This window comes from Streptomyces sp. NPDC025806, assembly GCF_055558275.1.
Genome location: NZ_JBVHMU010000001.1, coordinates 95,834 through 110,336 on the forward strand (window position 1 = coordinate 95,834; position 14,503 = coordinate 110,336).

Here is a 14,503-nt window from a genome sequence, read left to right on the forward strand (position 1 = left end):
TCTCCATACGGTCTGCATAATGCGGACAACGCTCAGGGGATGGGGAACAGCACGGTGAGCGACCAGTTCGGCAACGACCACGAAGAGACGAACCACCCGGGCACCGGCCCGGGGCAGGACCTGGGGGAGGCGGAAGGATTCGGTCCGCTGCGGGTACGCCCCTACGTCACGCTGCCCGAGCCGGAGGAGCCCGCGCCGCCGCGCGCGTCCGTCCCGTACACGCCCGCGCCGCTGCCGCCGCAGCGCGCGGTGCCGGACGCGGAGCGCGACGATCCGGAACCGGAGGAGCCGCAGCGCCGCAAGGCGCCCGTGGCGCTGCTCGCCGCCGTGGCGGGGGTGCTGAGTGTGGCGGCGCTCGTCACGGTGCTGGTCACCTCGGGCGGTGACTCCTCGAAGGTCACGGCCGACGAGACGCATCCGTCGGACCTGGTCGCCTCGTCCGCTCCCGGTACGACGTCCGGGGCGCCGTCCCCGGAGTCCTCCGCGCCGTCGGCGTCCGCCTCCGCCTCCAGCTCCGCGTCGGCCTCGGTGAGCGCCTCGGCGTCGCCGTCACCGACCCCGAGCCGCACCAGTGCGAGCCCCACCCCGGGCGAGGAGCGGACCAGCACCGCGCCGAGCCCCTCCCGCTCCGAGCGGGAGGAGTGGGGCGCCGGGTCCGGCACCCTCAGCCGCGGCGACCGCGGCCCGGAGGTCTCCGAACTCCAGCGCCGCCTCCAGCAGCTCAACCTCTACACGGGCGAGCCGAACGGCAACTACAACAGCCCGACGGAATGGGCCGTGCGCCGCTACCAGGTGGCCCGGGGCATCCAGACCCGTACGCCGGGCGCGTACGACGCCGCGACGCGGGCCATGCTGGAGTCGGAGACCAGCGGCTAGACCGTCAGGCCTGGTTCTTCGGTGCCGCCTGCTGCACGACCTCGAAGGACCACACCGTGGAACCGGACGCGGCGGGCTTCGGGCGCTCGCCGCCGCCCTGCGGGCCGCCTTGGTGGGCGGCCTTCATCGGGCCCTCCATCCAGGCCTGGAACGACTCCTCGTCACGCCAGCGCGTGTAGACCAGGTAATCGTCAGTCCCTTCGATGGGACGGAGGAGCTCAAACCATTCGAAGCCGTCGGAGTTCTCCACGGCACCGGCCCGCGACGCGAACCGCTTCTCCAGGACCTCGCGCTGCTCGGCGGGGACGGTCAGGACGTTGATCTTCACTACGCTCATGGCGTCATCCTGCCGCACCCGCCGGACGCGTCAGCCGCGGGCCTGCCGCCAGCGCTCCACGATCTCGTCCACGTCGTAGGGCTTCAGGCCGAGGGGCGGGCCCGGCGGCGGCTTGAACATCATGTCGCGGATCTTGTCGTTGAGTTCCGTCATGCGGGTGCGCACGACGCGCTCCGAGGGGGCCGACATGATCGCGGCCAGGGTGTCCTCGGCTTCCTTGCGCAGTTCCAGGGAGGGTGGCAGGACGGAGAAGCCCTCGCGGGCGAGCTTCTGCTTCACCCACCAGTTCTCGTCGTAGAGGGTGTCGGGCGAGGTGTCGAGCGGCTTGCCGGCGCCGGGCAGCGAGGAGAAGTCACCGCGTCGCTCCGCGGCACGGATCTGCTGGTCGACGAATGACTCGAAGCTGACGCCGGGTGGTTTGCGTTCGGTCATGGGAACAGTGTCCCAGAGGCGGCGCCGGCGGCCTATGATGCGCGGCGTCCCGGCCGAACATCAGGCCGGGCGGAACAGTGCGGAACGCTTGGGGGAGTGCGGTGCTCGAACTGACCATGGCCACGGTGGGTGGCGCGGACGCGGGGGCCACGGCCGGGATGGTGATGGCCGAGGCGGACAGTGTGCCGGGTGCCGTGCTGCGCGTGGGGCGGGACGCCGCCCAGTGCCGGCTCCTGACGCCCGACGACTGGCTGTTCGTGTCGCGGGTGCATCTGGAGTTCCGGTGCGGGCCCGGCGGCGAGTGGTGCGTGGAGTGGCTGCGCGGTTCGCAGGACGACCCGGCGTCGGAGGTGCGGGTGCGGTTCGGCAGCCCGCAGGGGCCCGGGCAGCCCGTCCCGTACGGCGGGGCCGTCGAGCTGCCGCGCGGCGCGTCCGGTGAGGTCGTCGTCCTCGACCGGAGCGGGCCGCGCAGCGTCAACGTGGGCTTCTACCAGGAGAACTGATCGGGCGTCAGTCCTTCACGCGGGCCAGCGCGAAGCCGTCGTAGCCCTTCACGCCGACCGTCTGGATCGCGGTCGCGTCCAGCTTCGGGTGCTCGGAGAGGAACTTGAGAGCGGCGCGGGTGCCGGTGATGTCCGGCTCCGTGTCGTCCGGGTCGACGACGCGGCCGCCGCGCACGACGTTGTCGACGACGATCAGGCTGCCCGGGCGGGTCAGCTTCACCGCCCACTCCAGGTAGTTCGGGTTGTTCGCCTTGTCCGCGTCGATGAAGACCAGGTCGAAGACGTGGCCCTCGTCGGCGAGCACCGGCAGCGAGTCGAGCGCCGCGCCGACCCGCACCTCGACCGTCTTGTCGAGGCCGGCGCGGGCCAGGTTGGTCCGCGCCACCTCCGCGTGCTTCGCGCTGTACTCCAGGCTGATCAGCGCACCGTCGGCGGGCAGCGCGCGGGCCAGCCAGATGGTGCTGTAGCCGCCGAGCGTGCCGATCTCCAGGATGCGCCGGGCCCCCTGGGTGAGGGCCAGCAGGTGCAGGAGCTTTCCGTTGGTGGCCGAGACGTTGATCCGGGGGAGACCGGCGGCCTCGCTGTCGGCGAGGGCCGCGGCGAGGGTCTCGTCGGCGGGTGCGAGGAGTTCGCTGAGGTAGGCGTCGACAGCGGTTGCGACATCGGGCTGGCGGGCTGCCGGGGAGTCTGTCGTCATGTCCGTCAGCGTAGGGGCGGCGGCGCCTGCACGGGGGCAGGCGGGACGACGGGTCGCCGGCGCCGGGCGCGGACCACGAGCAGGATCACCGTCGTCGCGACCGCGGCGAGTCCGCCGAGCACGGTCAGGAGCCACACGGGCAGGTCCGGTCCGACGGTGAGCAGCTCGTCCTCGTACTCGACCTGCCGGTACGGGGTGTCGTCGGCGGCGCGGCGCAGCTCGTGGTCGCCGTCGATCGCCGACGGGGTCGGGAAGTCCTGGGTGTACGCGGTCAGGTACGGGGTGCCGGTGGCGAACTCGGCGAGCGGGCCCTGGACGTTCGTGACCTTCCCGGCGTACGTCATCCGGGGTGCGGCGCCGCCGATCGCCGAGCGGGGCTCCATGCGGTGGCCGGCGAGCACGTACAGGTTGAGGTGCTGTTCGGTGCGGGCCAGGCGGGACAGCCGCATCGGGTAGACGGGGCGCTCGCTGGCGAAGGTCAGGTGCAGCGGGTCGAGGCGGCCGGTCATCGGGAGGTGGTCGGCGGTGGCCGGGGCGAGGCGGACCGCCACGTACTCCCAGCCCTGGTCGACGTAGGGGCGCAGGGCGCGGTCGAGGCGGGCGGGCAGTTCGAAGCCGTTGTCGTGCAGCCAGTCGGCCAGCGCGTCCGGGTCGGTGGCGGTGAGCCGGGCGACGTCGAAGGGGCCGAGGCGCTCGCGGCCCACGACGCCGACGCCGGAACCGGCGGCGGACGGGGTGGCGGCGGCGCCGTCTCCGGCGCCGCCGTCGAAGGGCCAGTCGTCGTCGCGGGGCCAGAAGTAGTGCCGGGTGCGGACCTCGGGGGCGGTCGCCAGGGTCAGGTCGTCGAACAGGGCGACGTCGCCGAGCTTCACGGTGGCGCGGTGCGGGACGGGCATCACCCACGCCGCGTCGTGGGCGCTGCCGTGGACCGCGAGGCGCATCACGATCTGTTCCGTGCGGCCGTCCCAGCGGAGCACCGAGGTCTCGTCGTCCACGGAGATCTGGCCTCGGCTGGGGACCATGGCTCCGCAGCCGCACGCATTTGCGGGGGCGCTCACCGCTAGGAGCTGGAACATCAGTGCGGCCACGATGATCAGTGCGGCTCGGGCCCGGTTGGTCTGCATGTCCGTTCCGACGGAGTGATCGTCGGGGCGGGTTCCCGTCGTTACGGGGCTGTTGCGGAGCGCTCCGCGGGTAGGCGAGAAAAGCCGCAGACGCGTCTGCGTGGTCATGAGCAGATGCGTCTGCGGCTCTCGTCGTGGCTGAGCGCGCAGTTCCCCGCGCCCCCTTCGGGGCGCATTACCCCAGCCGAAATCAGACCGCCGGAGCCGAACCCGGGAGCGGCTTGCCTGCGCTTTCGCGCATGCGCCAGGCCGCGATGCCGCCGATGACGGCCGCGGCCATCATGTAGTACGCCGGGATCATCAGGTTCCCCGTGGCCGCGATGAGCGCGGCGGCGACCAGCGGGGTCGTGCCGCCGAACAGGGACACGGAGATGTTGAAGCCGACCGACAGGGAGCCGTAGCGGACCTTCGTCGGGAAGAGGGCCGGGAGCGCCGACGGCATCGAGGACGTGAAGCCGACCAGGAGCAGACCCAGTGCCGCGAGGCCGAGCGCGATGGACCAGGTCGAACCGGCGCGGATGAGCAGGACGGCCGGGACGGACAGCAGGACGAAGCCGACGCAGGCCGCGCCGATGACCTTGCGGTGACCGAAGCGGTCGTTGGCGGCGCCCATCGGGATCTGCACGCACATCATCAGGACCATCACGCCGATGAGGATCAGCGTGCCGTGCGTCGCGTCGTAGCCCAGCTCCTCGCTGAGGAAGGTCGGCATGTACGACAGCAGCATGTAGTCGGTGACGTTGAAGACGAGGACCAGCGCGATGCACAGCATCATGGCGTTGCCCGCGCCCTTGCCGACGAACATCTCGCGCAGCTTCGGCTTGGGCTGCGCCTTCTGCTTGGCCTCGGCCTCCTCCGCGAGCTTCTGGAAGGCCGGGGTCTCCTCCAGCTTCATCCGCACGTACAGGCCGACCAGGCCGATCGGACCGGCGATGAGGAACGGGATGCGCCAGCCCCAGCCGTACAGGTCGCCGGAGGACATGAGCGTCGTCAGGGCGGTGGCCAGGCCCGCGCCCGCCACGTAGCCGATGAGCGTGCCGAACTCGAGGAACGAGCCGAAGAAGCCGCGGCGCTTGTCGGGCGCGTACTCGGCGATGAAGGTGCACGCGCCGCCGTACTCACCGCCCGTCGAGAAGCCCTGCACCATGCGCGCCACGATCAGCAGCACGGGCGCCCACACGCCGATGGTGTTGTAGGAGGGGATCAGGCCGATCGCGAAGGTGCCCGCCGCCATCATGATCATGGTGATGGCGAGGACGCGCTGCCGGCCGATGCGGTCGCCGAGCGGGCCGAAGAAGGCGCCGCCGATGGGGCGGACCAGGAAGGCCGCGGCGAAGGTGCCGAGCGTGGACAGGACCTGCGCGGTGCTGGACGCCGTCGGGAAGAAGACGTGCCCCAGGGTCGCGGTCAGGTAGCCGTAGACACCGAAGTCGAACCACTCCATCGCGTTGCCGAGCGCTGCCGCCTTGACCGCCCGCTTGACGAGGGACGGGTCGGTGACGGTGACGTCTTGCTGCTCGGCGGTGGTGCGGCGGTCCGGTGCCGGGGAGGCTCCGGACCTGCTGGTACCGGGGGCGACGGAGAGAGTGGACGACAAGGTCTCGCTCGCCTGCCTTTCGTGGGGGACAAGGGCAAAGGCCGTTCACGTGGAACGGCCCTGAAGGGACGATAGGGGCGCACCGGGCGGTAACGGGTAGTGTTCGCTCCGCAGCGCTCCGTGGTGATAACCGGCCTGGCCTGGGGAAACGCGGGAGCGGGCGCGCCTTCGCGATCAGGCTTCCTGTGAGGTTTGTCGCGGAACCGATCCATGTAGCACGCAATTAGCGCGTGATGTGGCACGCAATCACCACGCGATCCGCACGCCATGAATCGGGCCCGAAGTGCCGCCTTCCGGCCGGAAACAGGTCGAAGTCAGGTGAAACGGCGGCAGCCCGCGTCTCTCGGTACGGGACGGTGCGAACCTCTGAAGAGGACGCCGAAAGGTCCACGGAGGAGGATTCAAGGACGGAACGGGCGCTCGCCGTGCGCGGGTGCCGAGACAGGCGGCTGGAGGCCGACGGCACGTGGCGAACGCGGAGCGGGCAGGACGACGGATCACAGGGCGCGGAACGGGACCGGCGGGCGGTACCCACGGCTCCCCAGGCCCCCAGGGCACCTCCGGCGCCCTCGGCAGACCCGGCGCCACCGCCCTCCCGGCCGGCATCACCGACGACACGGGCCGGCTCACCGCCGCCCGCGCCCTCCTGTGGCTGCTCGCCGCACTCCTCGCGACCCGGCAGCTCGTCGCCGTCCTGTCCACCCCGCGCGGCGAACGCCTCACCGACCTGGAGACCTGGATCGGCCCCGAGGGCGTCCTGCACGTCAGCGGCTCCCTCTACGAAGGCGCCGACGGCACCGACCGCTTCACCGGCACCCCGTTCTCCGGGCTCGTCCTCAGGCCCTTCTCCATCGCCGCCGAACAGGCCCTCGGCTGGGGCTGGACCTTCGGCTCCCTCGCGCTCGTCGTCGCCCTCGGGCTGATCGCCGCCCGCGCCCTCCCGCAGCCCGTCGCCCGCCGCACCTCCCTGCTCGCGGCCCCCGTCGCGATCAGTCTCCTCATGCTGTCCCTGCCGGTCCGCAACACCTTCACCACCGGCCAGACCAGCATCATCCCGGTCCTCCTCGTGCTGCTCGGCTGCTTCGTCGTCCCCGGCGAGAAGGCCTCGGGCGTCCTCATCGGCGCCGCCGCCGCACTCCAGCCGACGGTCCTCCTCTTCGCCCCGCTGCTCTGGTTCACCGGCCGCCGGCAGGCCGCCACGACCACCCTCGGCACGTTCGGCGCGGCCACGCTCCTCGCCTGGGCTGTCATGCCGCAGGACTCCTGGACGTACTGGATCCACCACATCGCCGGCGCCGGACTCGCCGCAGACCCGGCCGCCACCGCGAACCAGTCCCTGCACGGCATGCTGCTCCGCCTCGGCCTGGAGGGTCCCGGCGAGATCGCCCTCTTCCTCGCGCTCGGCGCCGCCGTCACCGTCCTCGGCCTGCGCCGCGCCGTCCGGTACGCCCGCGACGGGCAGCTCCTGCTCGCGGTCGCCGTCACCGGCTGCGTCGCGGTCGCCGTCTCGCCGACGACCTGGCAGCACCAGCTCCTGTGGGTCCTGCTCGCGGTCGTCGGCCGTGTCGGCAAGCGGGCCTCGGACCGCTACATGTGGCCGGTCCTCGTCGTCCTCGCGCTCACCCTGCCCGCGACGATGATGCTGCCGAACATGACGTTCCTGGAGCCGGTCCGGGACAACGTCGTCCTGATCGCCGCCCTCGCCGCGGCCGTGGCGGTCCCCTTCCTCCCGCGCACCTCACCCCTGTACGCGACCCCCGCCCCCGTCGAGTACGCCGCCCAGGCCCCGGCCCGCTGGAAGCACGTCCCGCTCCTGCCGTTCCTGCGCCGGGTCGTGGACCGCCCGAACCTGATCCTCGAACTCATCCTGATCCGCGTCGGCTACTCCGCCTACCAGCAGGTCCGCCTCGCCGCGACGGGCGGCACGATCTCCGGCGGCCGTGCGACCGCCGAGGCCCACGGCGGCCAGGTCCACACCGTCGAGAAGTTCCTCGGCCTCGACGTCGAGCACGCCGTCAACCACACGGTCGCCACGCAACTCCCCTGGCTGAAGGACTTCTTCAACTTCTACTACACGACCTTCCACTTCATCGTCCCGCTCGCGGTCCTCGGCTTCATGTACGTGCGCCGCCCCGCCGAGTACCGCTGGGGCCGCGCCGCGCTCGGCTTCGCGACCCTCCTCGCCCTGATCGGCTTCTGGGCCTACCCGCTCGCCCCGCCGCGCCTGATGCCGGGCCTCGGCTTCATCGACACGGTCCACGGCGTCCAGGACTTCACCAAGCCGGACTACGGCACCCTCACGCAGCTCACCAACCAGTACGCCGCGATGCCGTCGCTGCACTTCGGCTGGTCCCTGTGGTGCGGCATCGTGATCGCGATCCTGGCCCGTCAGTGGTGGCTGAAGGCGCTCGCCCTCCTCCACCCGCTGTTCACGGTGTCCGCGATCGTCGCGACGGGCAACCACTGGGTCCTCGACGCGGTCGGCGGCGCGGTGGTCGTGGGCCTCGGCTTCCTTCTGACGTACGTGCTTCAAGGGCCCCGCGCCAGAACGGTCAGGGCCCGCCCGGCTCAGCCGGAGCCGCGGTCGGACAGTGACCGGGGCGCCTTCGTGGGCTGAGCCGGGGTGCCCTTGTCGTTGAGGTGCAGCGCCCGGAGCGCCGCCTCCATGGCGAACCGGCGGTCGGCGTCGTCGAGTTGACCGTTGAAGTGGGCCTCCAGGTTGCGGAGGCGGTAGCGGACCGTCTGGGCGTGGACGCCCAGGGTGTCGCCCACCTGCTCGGCGGTGCCGCGGGTGGTGAGCCAGGCGTGGAGGGTCTCCACGAGGCGGGCGCGGCGGGTGCCGGTGGACTTGTCGAGCGGGGCCAGTTCGCGGGTCGCGATCTCGGTGACGAGGGCCGGGTCGGAGAGCAGCCACAGGGTCACGAGGTGGTCGGCCGTGTCGAGGACCGGGGCGTCGGCAACGATGTCGTCGTCGACGAGCTGAAGGGTGCGGCGGGCCCAGCGGAGAGAGTCGGCGGCCTGTGCGGTGGCGAGCGGGAGGCCGATCGCGATCGGGGTGCCGTACGTGGCCGATTCCAGCATGGCGCGGCGCTCGGGGGTGAGCGGGCCGGGGATCAGGAGATGCGGCTGCGGGGCGCCGAGGTCGGCGAGGACGTCGGGGTGCAGGTCGGCCTGGATGGAGTGCGGCGCCGGGGCGCGCAGGGCGACGAGGGTGGCTTGTTCGGGGAGCGGCCAACGGGCCTGGTCACACAGCTCGTTGATGGTGGCGTGGGTGAGCGGGGTGCCGGCGAGGAGAAGATGGAGTAACCGTCTTCGGAGTGTTTCGAGGGCCGAGCCGGACTTCGACTGGACCTCCATGTAGCCCTCGCGTGAGAGCGCTCCCAGCTCGTCGATGTACGCGAACAGGGCGTCGGCGAAGGTGAGGAGGAGGCTGGGGGAGAGGTCGTAGCGGCGGCCGATGGTCTTGGCGCGGCGCAGGGCGACGCGGGCGCCGAGCCGGTAGGCGCTCTGGAGGGTTTCCAGGTCGCGGCCCTCGTAGGCCTCGACGCGGCCGAACTTGCGCAGGAGTTCGTCGCGGACGACGGAGGAGGCGTGGGGGTCGGCGACACGGTCGACGAACGCGGACAGGGCGTGCTCCACGCCGTGCCGGATGGTGGCTCCGCTCGGCCCGTTCAGCAGATGGGCGTACTCCGGGTAGGCGCGGGTGACCTCGACCCGGATCTCCTTGATGAGGCCCGGGAGTTCGGGCCGGATGATCGCGGCGAACTCGCGGGGCAGGGGCCCGATCGGGTCCTCTGGCTCCGTGATGTGCGCAGGCAGGGGCATGGCCGCCTTTCCTCGCTTGTCCGAGCGCCGGGTGGGGGCCGGGCCGGACGGCGCGCCGTGCGTCGTCCGCCCGCCAGGTGCGTACCAATGTGGCCTATGAAGGTAGAACAACGACTGTACGTTGTACATCAGTTGTGCAGCGTTTGATCGTCGGCGGTGTGTGATGTGGCTGAGAAGTGGCGGTGCGCCCCCGGCCGGTCACGGCGTCTTGAACGGGGGGAGGGCGGGGACGACCGGCGGGCAGCCGAAGTTCATGTCGGGGTCGGGGGCGCACAACGGGGCCTGATTCATGCTGATGAGGTTGTCCGGCCCGCTGATGGACGCGGTGAACAGGGCGTTGAGGTTCTCGCCGCCGGTTCCGCAACCGGTGAAGGCGGGGATCGAGACCTTGCCGGTCAGGAGGCCGCCCTCGTACACATTGGTGTAGGTGCCGGAGCCGTCCTCGGCGAAGGTGCCACGCAGGGTGACGCGGAACGGCTTCTCCGTACGGCAGTCGGGGCCGACGGGGAGCGTGGTCCCGTTGACCTTCACCGAGCGGATGTGGAGGGACTGCTTGAACGTCACCACGGCGAACGCCTCGAATGGCGCGTTCAGGTTGCCCGTGCCGATCGTGACCAGGCCGGTCTCGAACGCCACCTTCGCCGACACGGGGGCGAAGCCGAAGCCCAGGAAGGTCGAATCCGCTTCCGGGAGCTTGAGTTCGCCGACGGAGTCGAGACGGATGTAGTTCTTTTCCGTGTCCGGATCCACGTAACTGGAGACCTGGATGGCGCCGGCGACGTTCATCAGAGCGGGTGACGCGGTCGGGGCGTTGATGATCATCGAGCCGTTCTGCTTGCGGACCGTGGCCAGGCCGACGGCGTAGGCGCAGCCGCGGAAGCCGGGCAGGGGGGTCACGAACGGCTCGCCCGGGGGCATCGGCACCTGGCTGAGGTCCGGGTCGCCGGTCGGCCGTTCCCCGCACGTGGCCGCGGCCGCCTTCGGCTTGTCCTGCGGTTCGACGGTGACGCCGCCGCTAGCGTCCTCGCGCCCTGGCCCGGAGGGGGACCCCGAGGGTGAGGGGGCGTCAGGGTCCGCCGACGGGTCCCCGGGGACGGCGACGCGGGCCAGGAGGGGATCGGTGTCCTCGGCCGGTGAGCAGGTGGCGGTGACGGGGCTGCCGGACTCGGGGGTCACGGTCAGGAGCAGGCCGCCCGCGGCCAGTTCGATGTCCCCCGGTGAGCCGACCGTGACGGACGGAACATCGCCCGTGTGCGTCAGCACCAGATCGTCGCCCTCCGCGGGCATGGTGGCCCGTGCGCCGAGGCCGGACCACGTGGCATCCGCCGTGTCCTTGTTCTGCCGCACCTCGACGCCGAGGGACGCCTCGCTCGAAAGCCGGCTGCCGGCGGGCAGCAGTCCGGCCAGTTCGGCGCGCGGAAGTGTCGTCTGCACCTGCACGGGGCCCGCCTTGATCGGCTGCCCCGTGACGGCCGTTCTCGGCAGCTGGGTGGAGACCTTCACCGTGACGTCCAGCTTCTTCGGCGCGGCCGTCGCGTCGGCGCCCGCGGCCGGAGGCAGATCGCACGCGTAGGCCAACTCGACGGCGGCGGGCGGCTGTTCGTCGGCCTGTGAGCCGGAGCCGGACAGCAGCCCGGCGACCAGCGCGGCCGAGGCGACGGACGCCACCCGCACCGTGCGCCGGGTGCGGGGCCGGGCCCCCTCTCCGATCACCTTCATCTGGTCCCTGCCTCCTGAAGTCCTGTTCTGTCACCCGACGCCGGCCCTGCCCCGCGGAACGCGTGCGCGCCCGCCGCCGAGTGAGGGCCCGGCGGCGGGCTGAGAGGGGCTACGGGGTCACGGAGAGGTGATCGTCTGCCCGCTGGTGAGCACGTACTTCGCCAGGAAGTCGGCGTGTGCGCCGGCGGTGATCAGACCGAGGCAGCTCGCGCCCGCCTGCGCGGCGAGGGTGCCGCCGCCGACGATGTTCAGCGAGTTCGAGGTGTTCTCGTAGTAGCCGGTGGTGGTGCCGGCGAACGTCGCCTTGCAGCCGGTGCCGCTGATCGTGGCGTTGATGTTGCTGATGTCGCCGTCGATGTGGTTCGGCGTCGTGCCCGTGGCGTTGATGTAGAACGGCGTGGTGGTCGACGCCGCACTGGCGACCGTGAACGGGATACCGGCGACCGCACAGTTGGTGAAGGTCAGGCCGGTGATGGAGCCGATCTGGGCACCGGCGAGGCCGGAACCGCTCTTCAGGGTGCCCGTCGCCTGCGACGAGGCACAGGTCAGGGTGGTGGTGCCGACCTTCAGCTTCGGGCTGGTGGCGTTGGCCGTGAAGGTCCCGCCGGGCGTGACCGTGTATGTGGCCAGGGCGGTCGCCGAGGCCGATGAGATGGAGAGGCCGAGGGCCGAGGCGAGCGCGGCGGTGGCCAGGGCGGTGTTGCGGACGATTCTGCGCACAGCAGTTCCTCCGGAAGAACGGGCGAGGGTGGGTCGGACTGAGCGTGGCCGCAGGGCGGCGACGCGACCGTGACGCAACTACGGCAACGGACGTTACGAGCAAGTAACCGACGGCCGCAATGGGAAAGTCCGAGGTTCCTCGTAAGGATCTGAATAGGCCGCCTTTCTTGTCTCCGCGGATACAGGACGCGTCATTTCTCTTGTTCGCGAGTGAGGATTTCCCGGCAGGCGGGGTCAAACGCTCGCCGAGTGAGCACGTGCCGAGCGGAATCACTCACTCACTGACAAACGCGCAGGTAGTTGAAGAACTGTCAGCAAGGCCCATTGTGCGAAAGGTTTCCCGTCAGTAACGTCCGGGCTCGCATCCCCTACGAGAAGGGAAACCGGCATGGCCATTCTCAGACGCGCGTCCGTCGTCGGCGCGACGGCGGCCCTGGCCACGATCGCCTCCATCGGCACCTCCTCCGCGGCCGGCACCCAGCTGAACGGGAACTGGGCGCCGTTCAGCCGCTGCCCCGTCGACAACGCCGCCATGCTGGCCGCCGACGGCATCGACAACCAGGCGACGTGCATCTCCTCCAGCTCGGCCGCCGGAGTCATCAAGCTCGGCAGCTCCGTCGTACCGACCGGGAAGACCGACCTCCAGGCCGGCATCATCACGCACGCCGACGGCACCAACACGGTGATCGCCCCGGCGGACGGCGCCCTCGTGGCCGACCCCGCCGAGCTGCCGGGCGGCCTGCTCGGCCTGATGTGCCCGAGCAGCATCCCCGTCATCAGTGAGGTCTGCGGGCAGATCACCGACAACACCCTGAACCGGGTGGTCGCGACCGTCGAATCCGTCGGCACCCCCTCCGACTTCCAGCTGCTCGCCGGGGTCTCGGAGGGGCAGCCGATCATCTCGATCCCGGTCCGCATCCACCTCCAGAACCCGTTCCTCGGCAGCAACTGCTACATCGGCACCAAGTCCGCGCCCATCGTGCTGAAGCCCGCGAACGCCGCCGTGCCGACCGTCGGCGCCGACAGCGCCGCCTCCGACGGGACACCCGACCCCGCCGGTCCGTTCGGCCGCCTCGCCCTGACCGGAGCGAACCAGCAGGACGTCACCTTCGCCGCGCCGGGCGCGAGCGGCTGCGGCCCCCTGGGCGTCGGCGCGTTCAACTGGGCCGTCAACCTCAAGTCCGGCCTCCCCGCGGCCTCGGGCACCAACCGCGTCGTCCTCAACAGCGCCTCGACCTACCTCGGCACCCTGAACGACCCGGGCGCCGCCGCACCGAACCAGGGCAAGGTCTTCTCCCAGTACTGGCACTCCGCGGTCAAGTGATCCGCGGTCGGACGGCAATTCTCGGGAAACTTGGCGAACCGGTATTGCTCCCCGAGGTTACTGGGCCGTAACGCCGAAATCCTTCTCGGCCGGCGTATGCGCGGCGGGGCCTCGAATTCCACCGTACCCCCGATGGACCGGGGTCCCGCCGTGATCCACTTTTTCACTCATCCTCCGACAGAGGAGAACGCGAGGAGAACCCTCCCTTTGTCACTGGATGACAAGTTTCCAGGAAGATTCGGGGCGGCCGCTCCGAGATCTTGTCCGGCACGTATGAAGCGAATTACCGTGCGCTGCCGAGTTCGCTCGCTGAAGGTGAGAAGCGATGGGAATCGAAGTGAAGGTCGAAGGGCTGACCAAGTCCTTCGGCCGGCAGAACATCTGGCAGGACGTCAGCCTCACCCTGCCCGCCGGTGAGGTCAGCGTCATGCTCGGGCCCTCCGGTACCGGCAAGACCGTCTTCCTGAAGTCGCTGATCGGGCTGCTCAAGCCCGAGCGCGGCCGGGTCCTGGTCGACGGCGTGGACATGGCCCGCAGCCCCGAACGGGACATCATGGAGGCCCGCAAGCTGTTCGGGCTCATGTTCCAGGACGGCGCCCTGTTCGGCTCCATGAACCTCTTCGACAACATCGCGTTCCCGCTGCGCGAGCACACGAAGAAGAAGGAGTCCGAGATCCGTCGCATCGTGATGGAACGGATCGACGTGGTCGGCCTGTTGGGCGCCGAGGGCAAGCTCCCCGGTGAGATCAGCGGCGGCATGCGCAAGCGGGCCGGGCTCGCCCGGGCCCTCGTGCTCGACCCGCAGATCATCCTCTGCGACGAGCCGGACTCCGGGCTCGATCCCGTGCGGACCGCCTTCCTCTCGCAGCTGCTCATCGACCTGAACACACAGATCGACGCGACCATGCTCGTCGTCACCCACAACCTCGACATCGCGGCGACCATGCCCGACAACATGGGGATGCTCTACCGGCGGAACCTGGTCACCTTCGGGCCGCGGGAGGTTCTGCTGACCAGCGAGGAGCCGGTGGTCCGGCAGTTCCTCACCGCGGACGTGGTCGGGCCGATCGGCATGTCCGAGGAGAAGGACGCCGCGACGCTGGCCGCTGAGGGGGCCGTCCAGAGCAGCGCGCCGCGCGAGCTCGTGCCGCAGCTCCAGCCCTCGCCCGGGCTCGGGGAGCGGGCGGCCGTCGCCCGGCGCCGGGAGCGGGTGCTGAAGATGCTGCCCAGCTTGCCGGAAACCGCGCAGGCGGCGATTCGGGCCACGTACGGGGCGGAGCCGCTTGAGCCGACCGTGGTACTGCCCGGGGCGAAGGGGGCTGTCTGATGCCTCATCGCCGTAGCGGGTC

At 70.9% G+C, this 14,503-nt stretch carries 13 protein-coding genes; 5 read left to right on the top strand and 8 right to left on the bottom strand.

Annotated features, from left to right (window positions below):
• Nucleotides 1-39: 39 nt before the first annotated feature.
• Nucleotides 40-876, top strand: coding sequence for a peptidoglycan-binding domain-containing protein (locus ACZ4E1_RS00435; protein WP_467534436.1), 837 nt, complete (start codon nt 40-42; stop codon nt 874-876).
• A 4-nt stretch (nt 877-880) separates the two neighbouring features.
• Here ACZ4E1_RS00435 and ACZ4E1_RS00440 read toward each other — a convergent pair whose 3' ends face one another.
• Together ACZ4E1_RS00440 and ACZ4E1_RS00445 are read right to left on the bottom strand one after the other, a co-directional pair.
• Nucleotides 881-1,213, bottom strand: a complete 333-nt coding sequence (locus ACZ4E1_RS00440; RefSeq protein WP_467534438.1) for an antibiotic biosynthesis monooxygenase family protein — start codon at nt 1,211-1,213, stop codon at nt 881-883.
• A gap of 30 nt (nt 1,214-1,243) precedes the next feature.
• Nucleotides 1,244-1,645, bottom strand: coding sequence for a DnaJ family domain-containing protein (locus ACZ4E1_RS00445; protein ID WP_467534440.1), 402 nt, complete (start codon nt 1,643-1,645; stop codon nt 1,244-1,246).
• Nucleotides 1,646-1,746: 101 nt separating this feature from the next.
• On the opposite strand from ACZ4E1_RS00445, the gene ACZ4E1_RS00450 reads away from it, so the two are divergent.
• On the top strand, nt 1,747-2,148 hold the full coding sequence (locus ACZ4E1_RS00450) for an FHA domain-containing protein (RefSeq protein ID WP_467534442.1): 402 nt from the start codon (nt 1,747-1,749) through the stop codon (nt 2,146-2,148).
• Between the two features lie 7 nt (nt 2,149-2,155).
• Here ACZ4E1_RS00450 and ACZ4E1_RS00455 read toward each other — a convergent pair whose 3' ends face one another.
• The 3 genes from ACZ4E1_RS00455 to ACZ4E1_RS00465 form a co-directional block, all read right to left on the bottom strand.
• The gene (locus ACZ4E1_RS00455) at nt 2,156-2,845 is read right to left on the bottom strand and encodes an O-methyltransferase (RefSeq protein WP_467534444.1); all 690 of its coding nucleotides are present in this window, start codon (nt 2,843-2,845) and stop codon (nt 2,156-2,158) included.
• 5 nt (nt 2,846-2,850) lie between these two features.
• Entirely contained in the window at nt 2,851-3,969 is a 1,119-nt protein-coding gene (locus tag ACZ4E1_RS00460) for a DUF2330 domain-containing protein (RefSeq protein WP_467534446.1), read from the bottom strand.
• A 190-nt stretch (nt 3,970-4,159) separates the two neighbouring features.
• A complete protein-coding gene (locus tag ACZ4E1_RS00465) occupies nt 4,160-5,566 on the bottom strand; it encodes an MFS transporter (protein ID WP_467534448.1) in 1,407 nt (468 codons plus the stop codon).
• A 604-nt stretch (nt 5,567-6,170) separates the two neighbouring features.
• Between ACZ4E1_RS00465 and ACZ4E1_RS00470 the strand changes: the two genes are divergently transcribed.
• A complete protein-coding gene (locus ACZ4E1_RS00470) occupies nt 6,171-8,183 on the top strand; it encodes a bifunctional glycosyltransferase 87/phosphatase PAP2 family protein (protein WP_467535373.1) in 2,013 nt (670 codons plus the stop codon).
• On the opposite strand, the gene ACZ4E1_RS00475 is transcribed toward ACZ4E1_RS00470, so the two are convergent.
• The 3 genes from ACZ4E1_RS00475 to ACZ4E1_RS00485 all read right to left on the bottom strand — a co-directional run bounded on the left by ACZ4E1_RS00475 (nt 8,135) and on the right by ACZ4E1_RS00485 (nt 11,830).
• On the bottom strand, nt 8,135-9,391 hold the full coding sequence (locus ACZ4E1_RS00475) for a PucR-like N-terminal domain-containing protein (RefSeq protein ID WP_467534450.1): 1,257 nt from the start codon (nt 9,389-9,391) through the stop codon (nt 8,135-8,137). The two genes, ACZ4E1_RS00470 and ACZ4E1_RS00475, sit on opposite strands and share 49 nt — an antisense overlap.
• 198 nt (nt 9,392-9,589) lie before the next feature.
• Nucleotides 9,590-11,110, bottom strand: coding sequence for a DUF6801 domain-containing protein (locus tag ACZ4E1_RS00480; RefSeq protein ID WP_467534452.1), 1,521 nt, complete (start codon nt 11,108-11,110; stop codon nt 9,590-9,592).
• Nucleotides 11,111-11,227: 117 nt separating this feature from the next.
• Nucleotides 11,228-11,830, bottom strand: a complete 603-nt coding sequence (locus ACZ4E1_RS00485) for a hypothetical protein (protein WP_467534454.1) — start codon at nt 11,828-11,830, stop codon at nt 11,228-11,230.
• Nucleotides 11,831-12,218: 388 nt separating this feature from the next.
• Here ACZ4E1_RS00485 and ACZ4E1_RS00490 point away from each other — a divergent pair, with 388 nt between their 5' ends.
• Complete coding sequence (locus tag ACZ4E1_RS00490; RefSeq protein ID WP_467534456.1) at nt 12,219-13,154, top strand: hypothetical protein; 936 nt, start codon at nt 12,219-12,221, stop codon at nt 13,152-13,154.
• A 325-nt stretch (nt 13,155-13,479) separates the two neighbouring features.
• Nucleotides 13,480-14,481 (top strand): ABC transporter ATP-binding protein, encoded by a 1,002-nt coding sequence (locus tag ACZ4E1_RS00495; RefSeq protein WP_467534458.1) that lies wholly within the window; start codon nt 13,480-13,482, stop codon nt 14,479-14,481.
• Nucleotides 14,482-14,503: the final 22 nt, after the last annotated feature.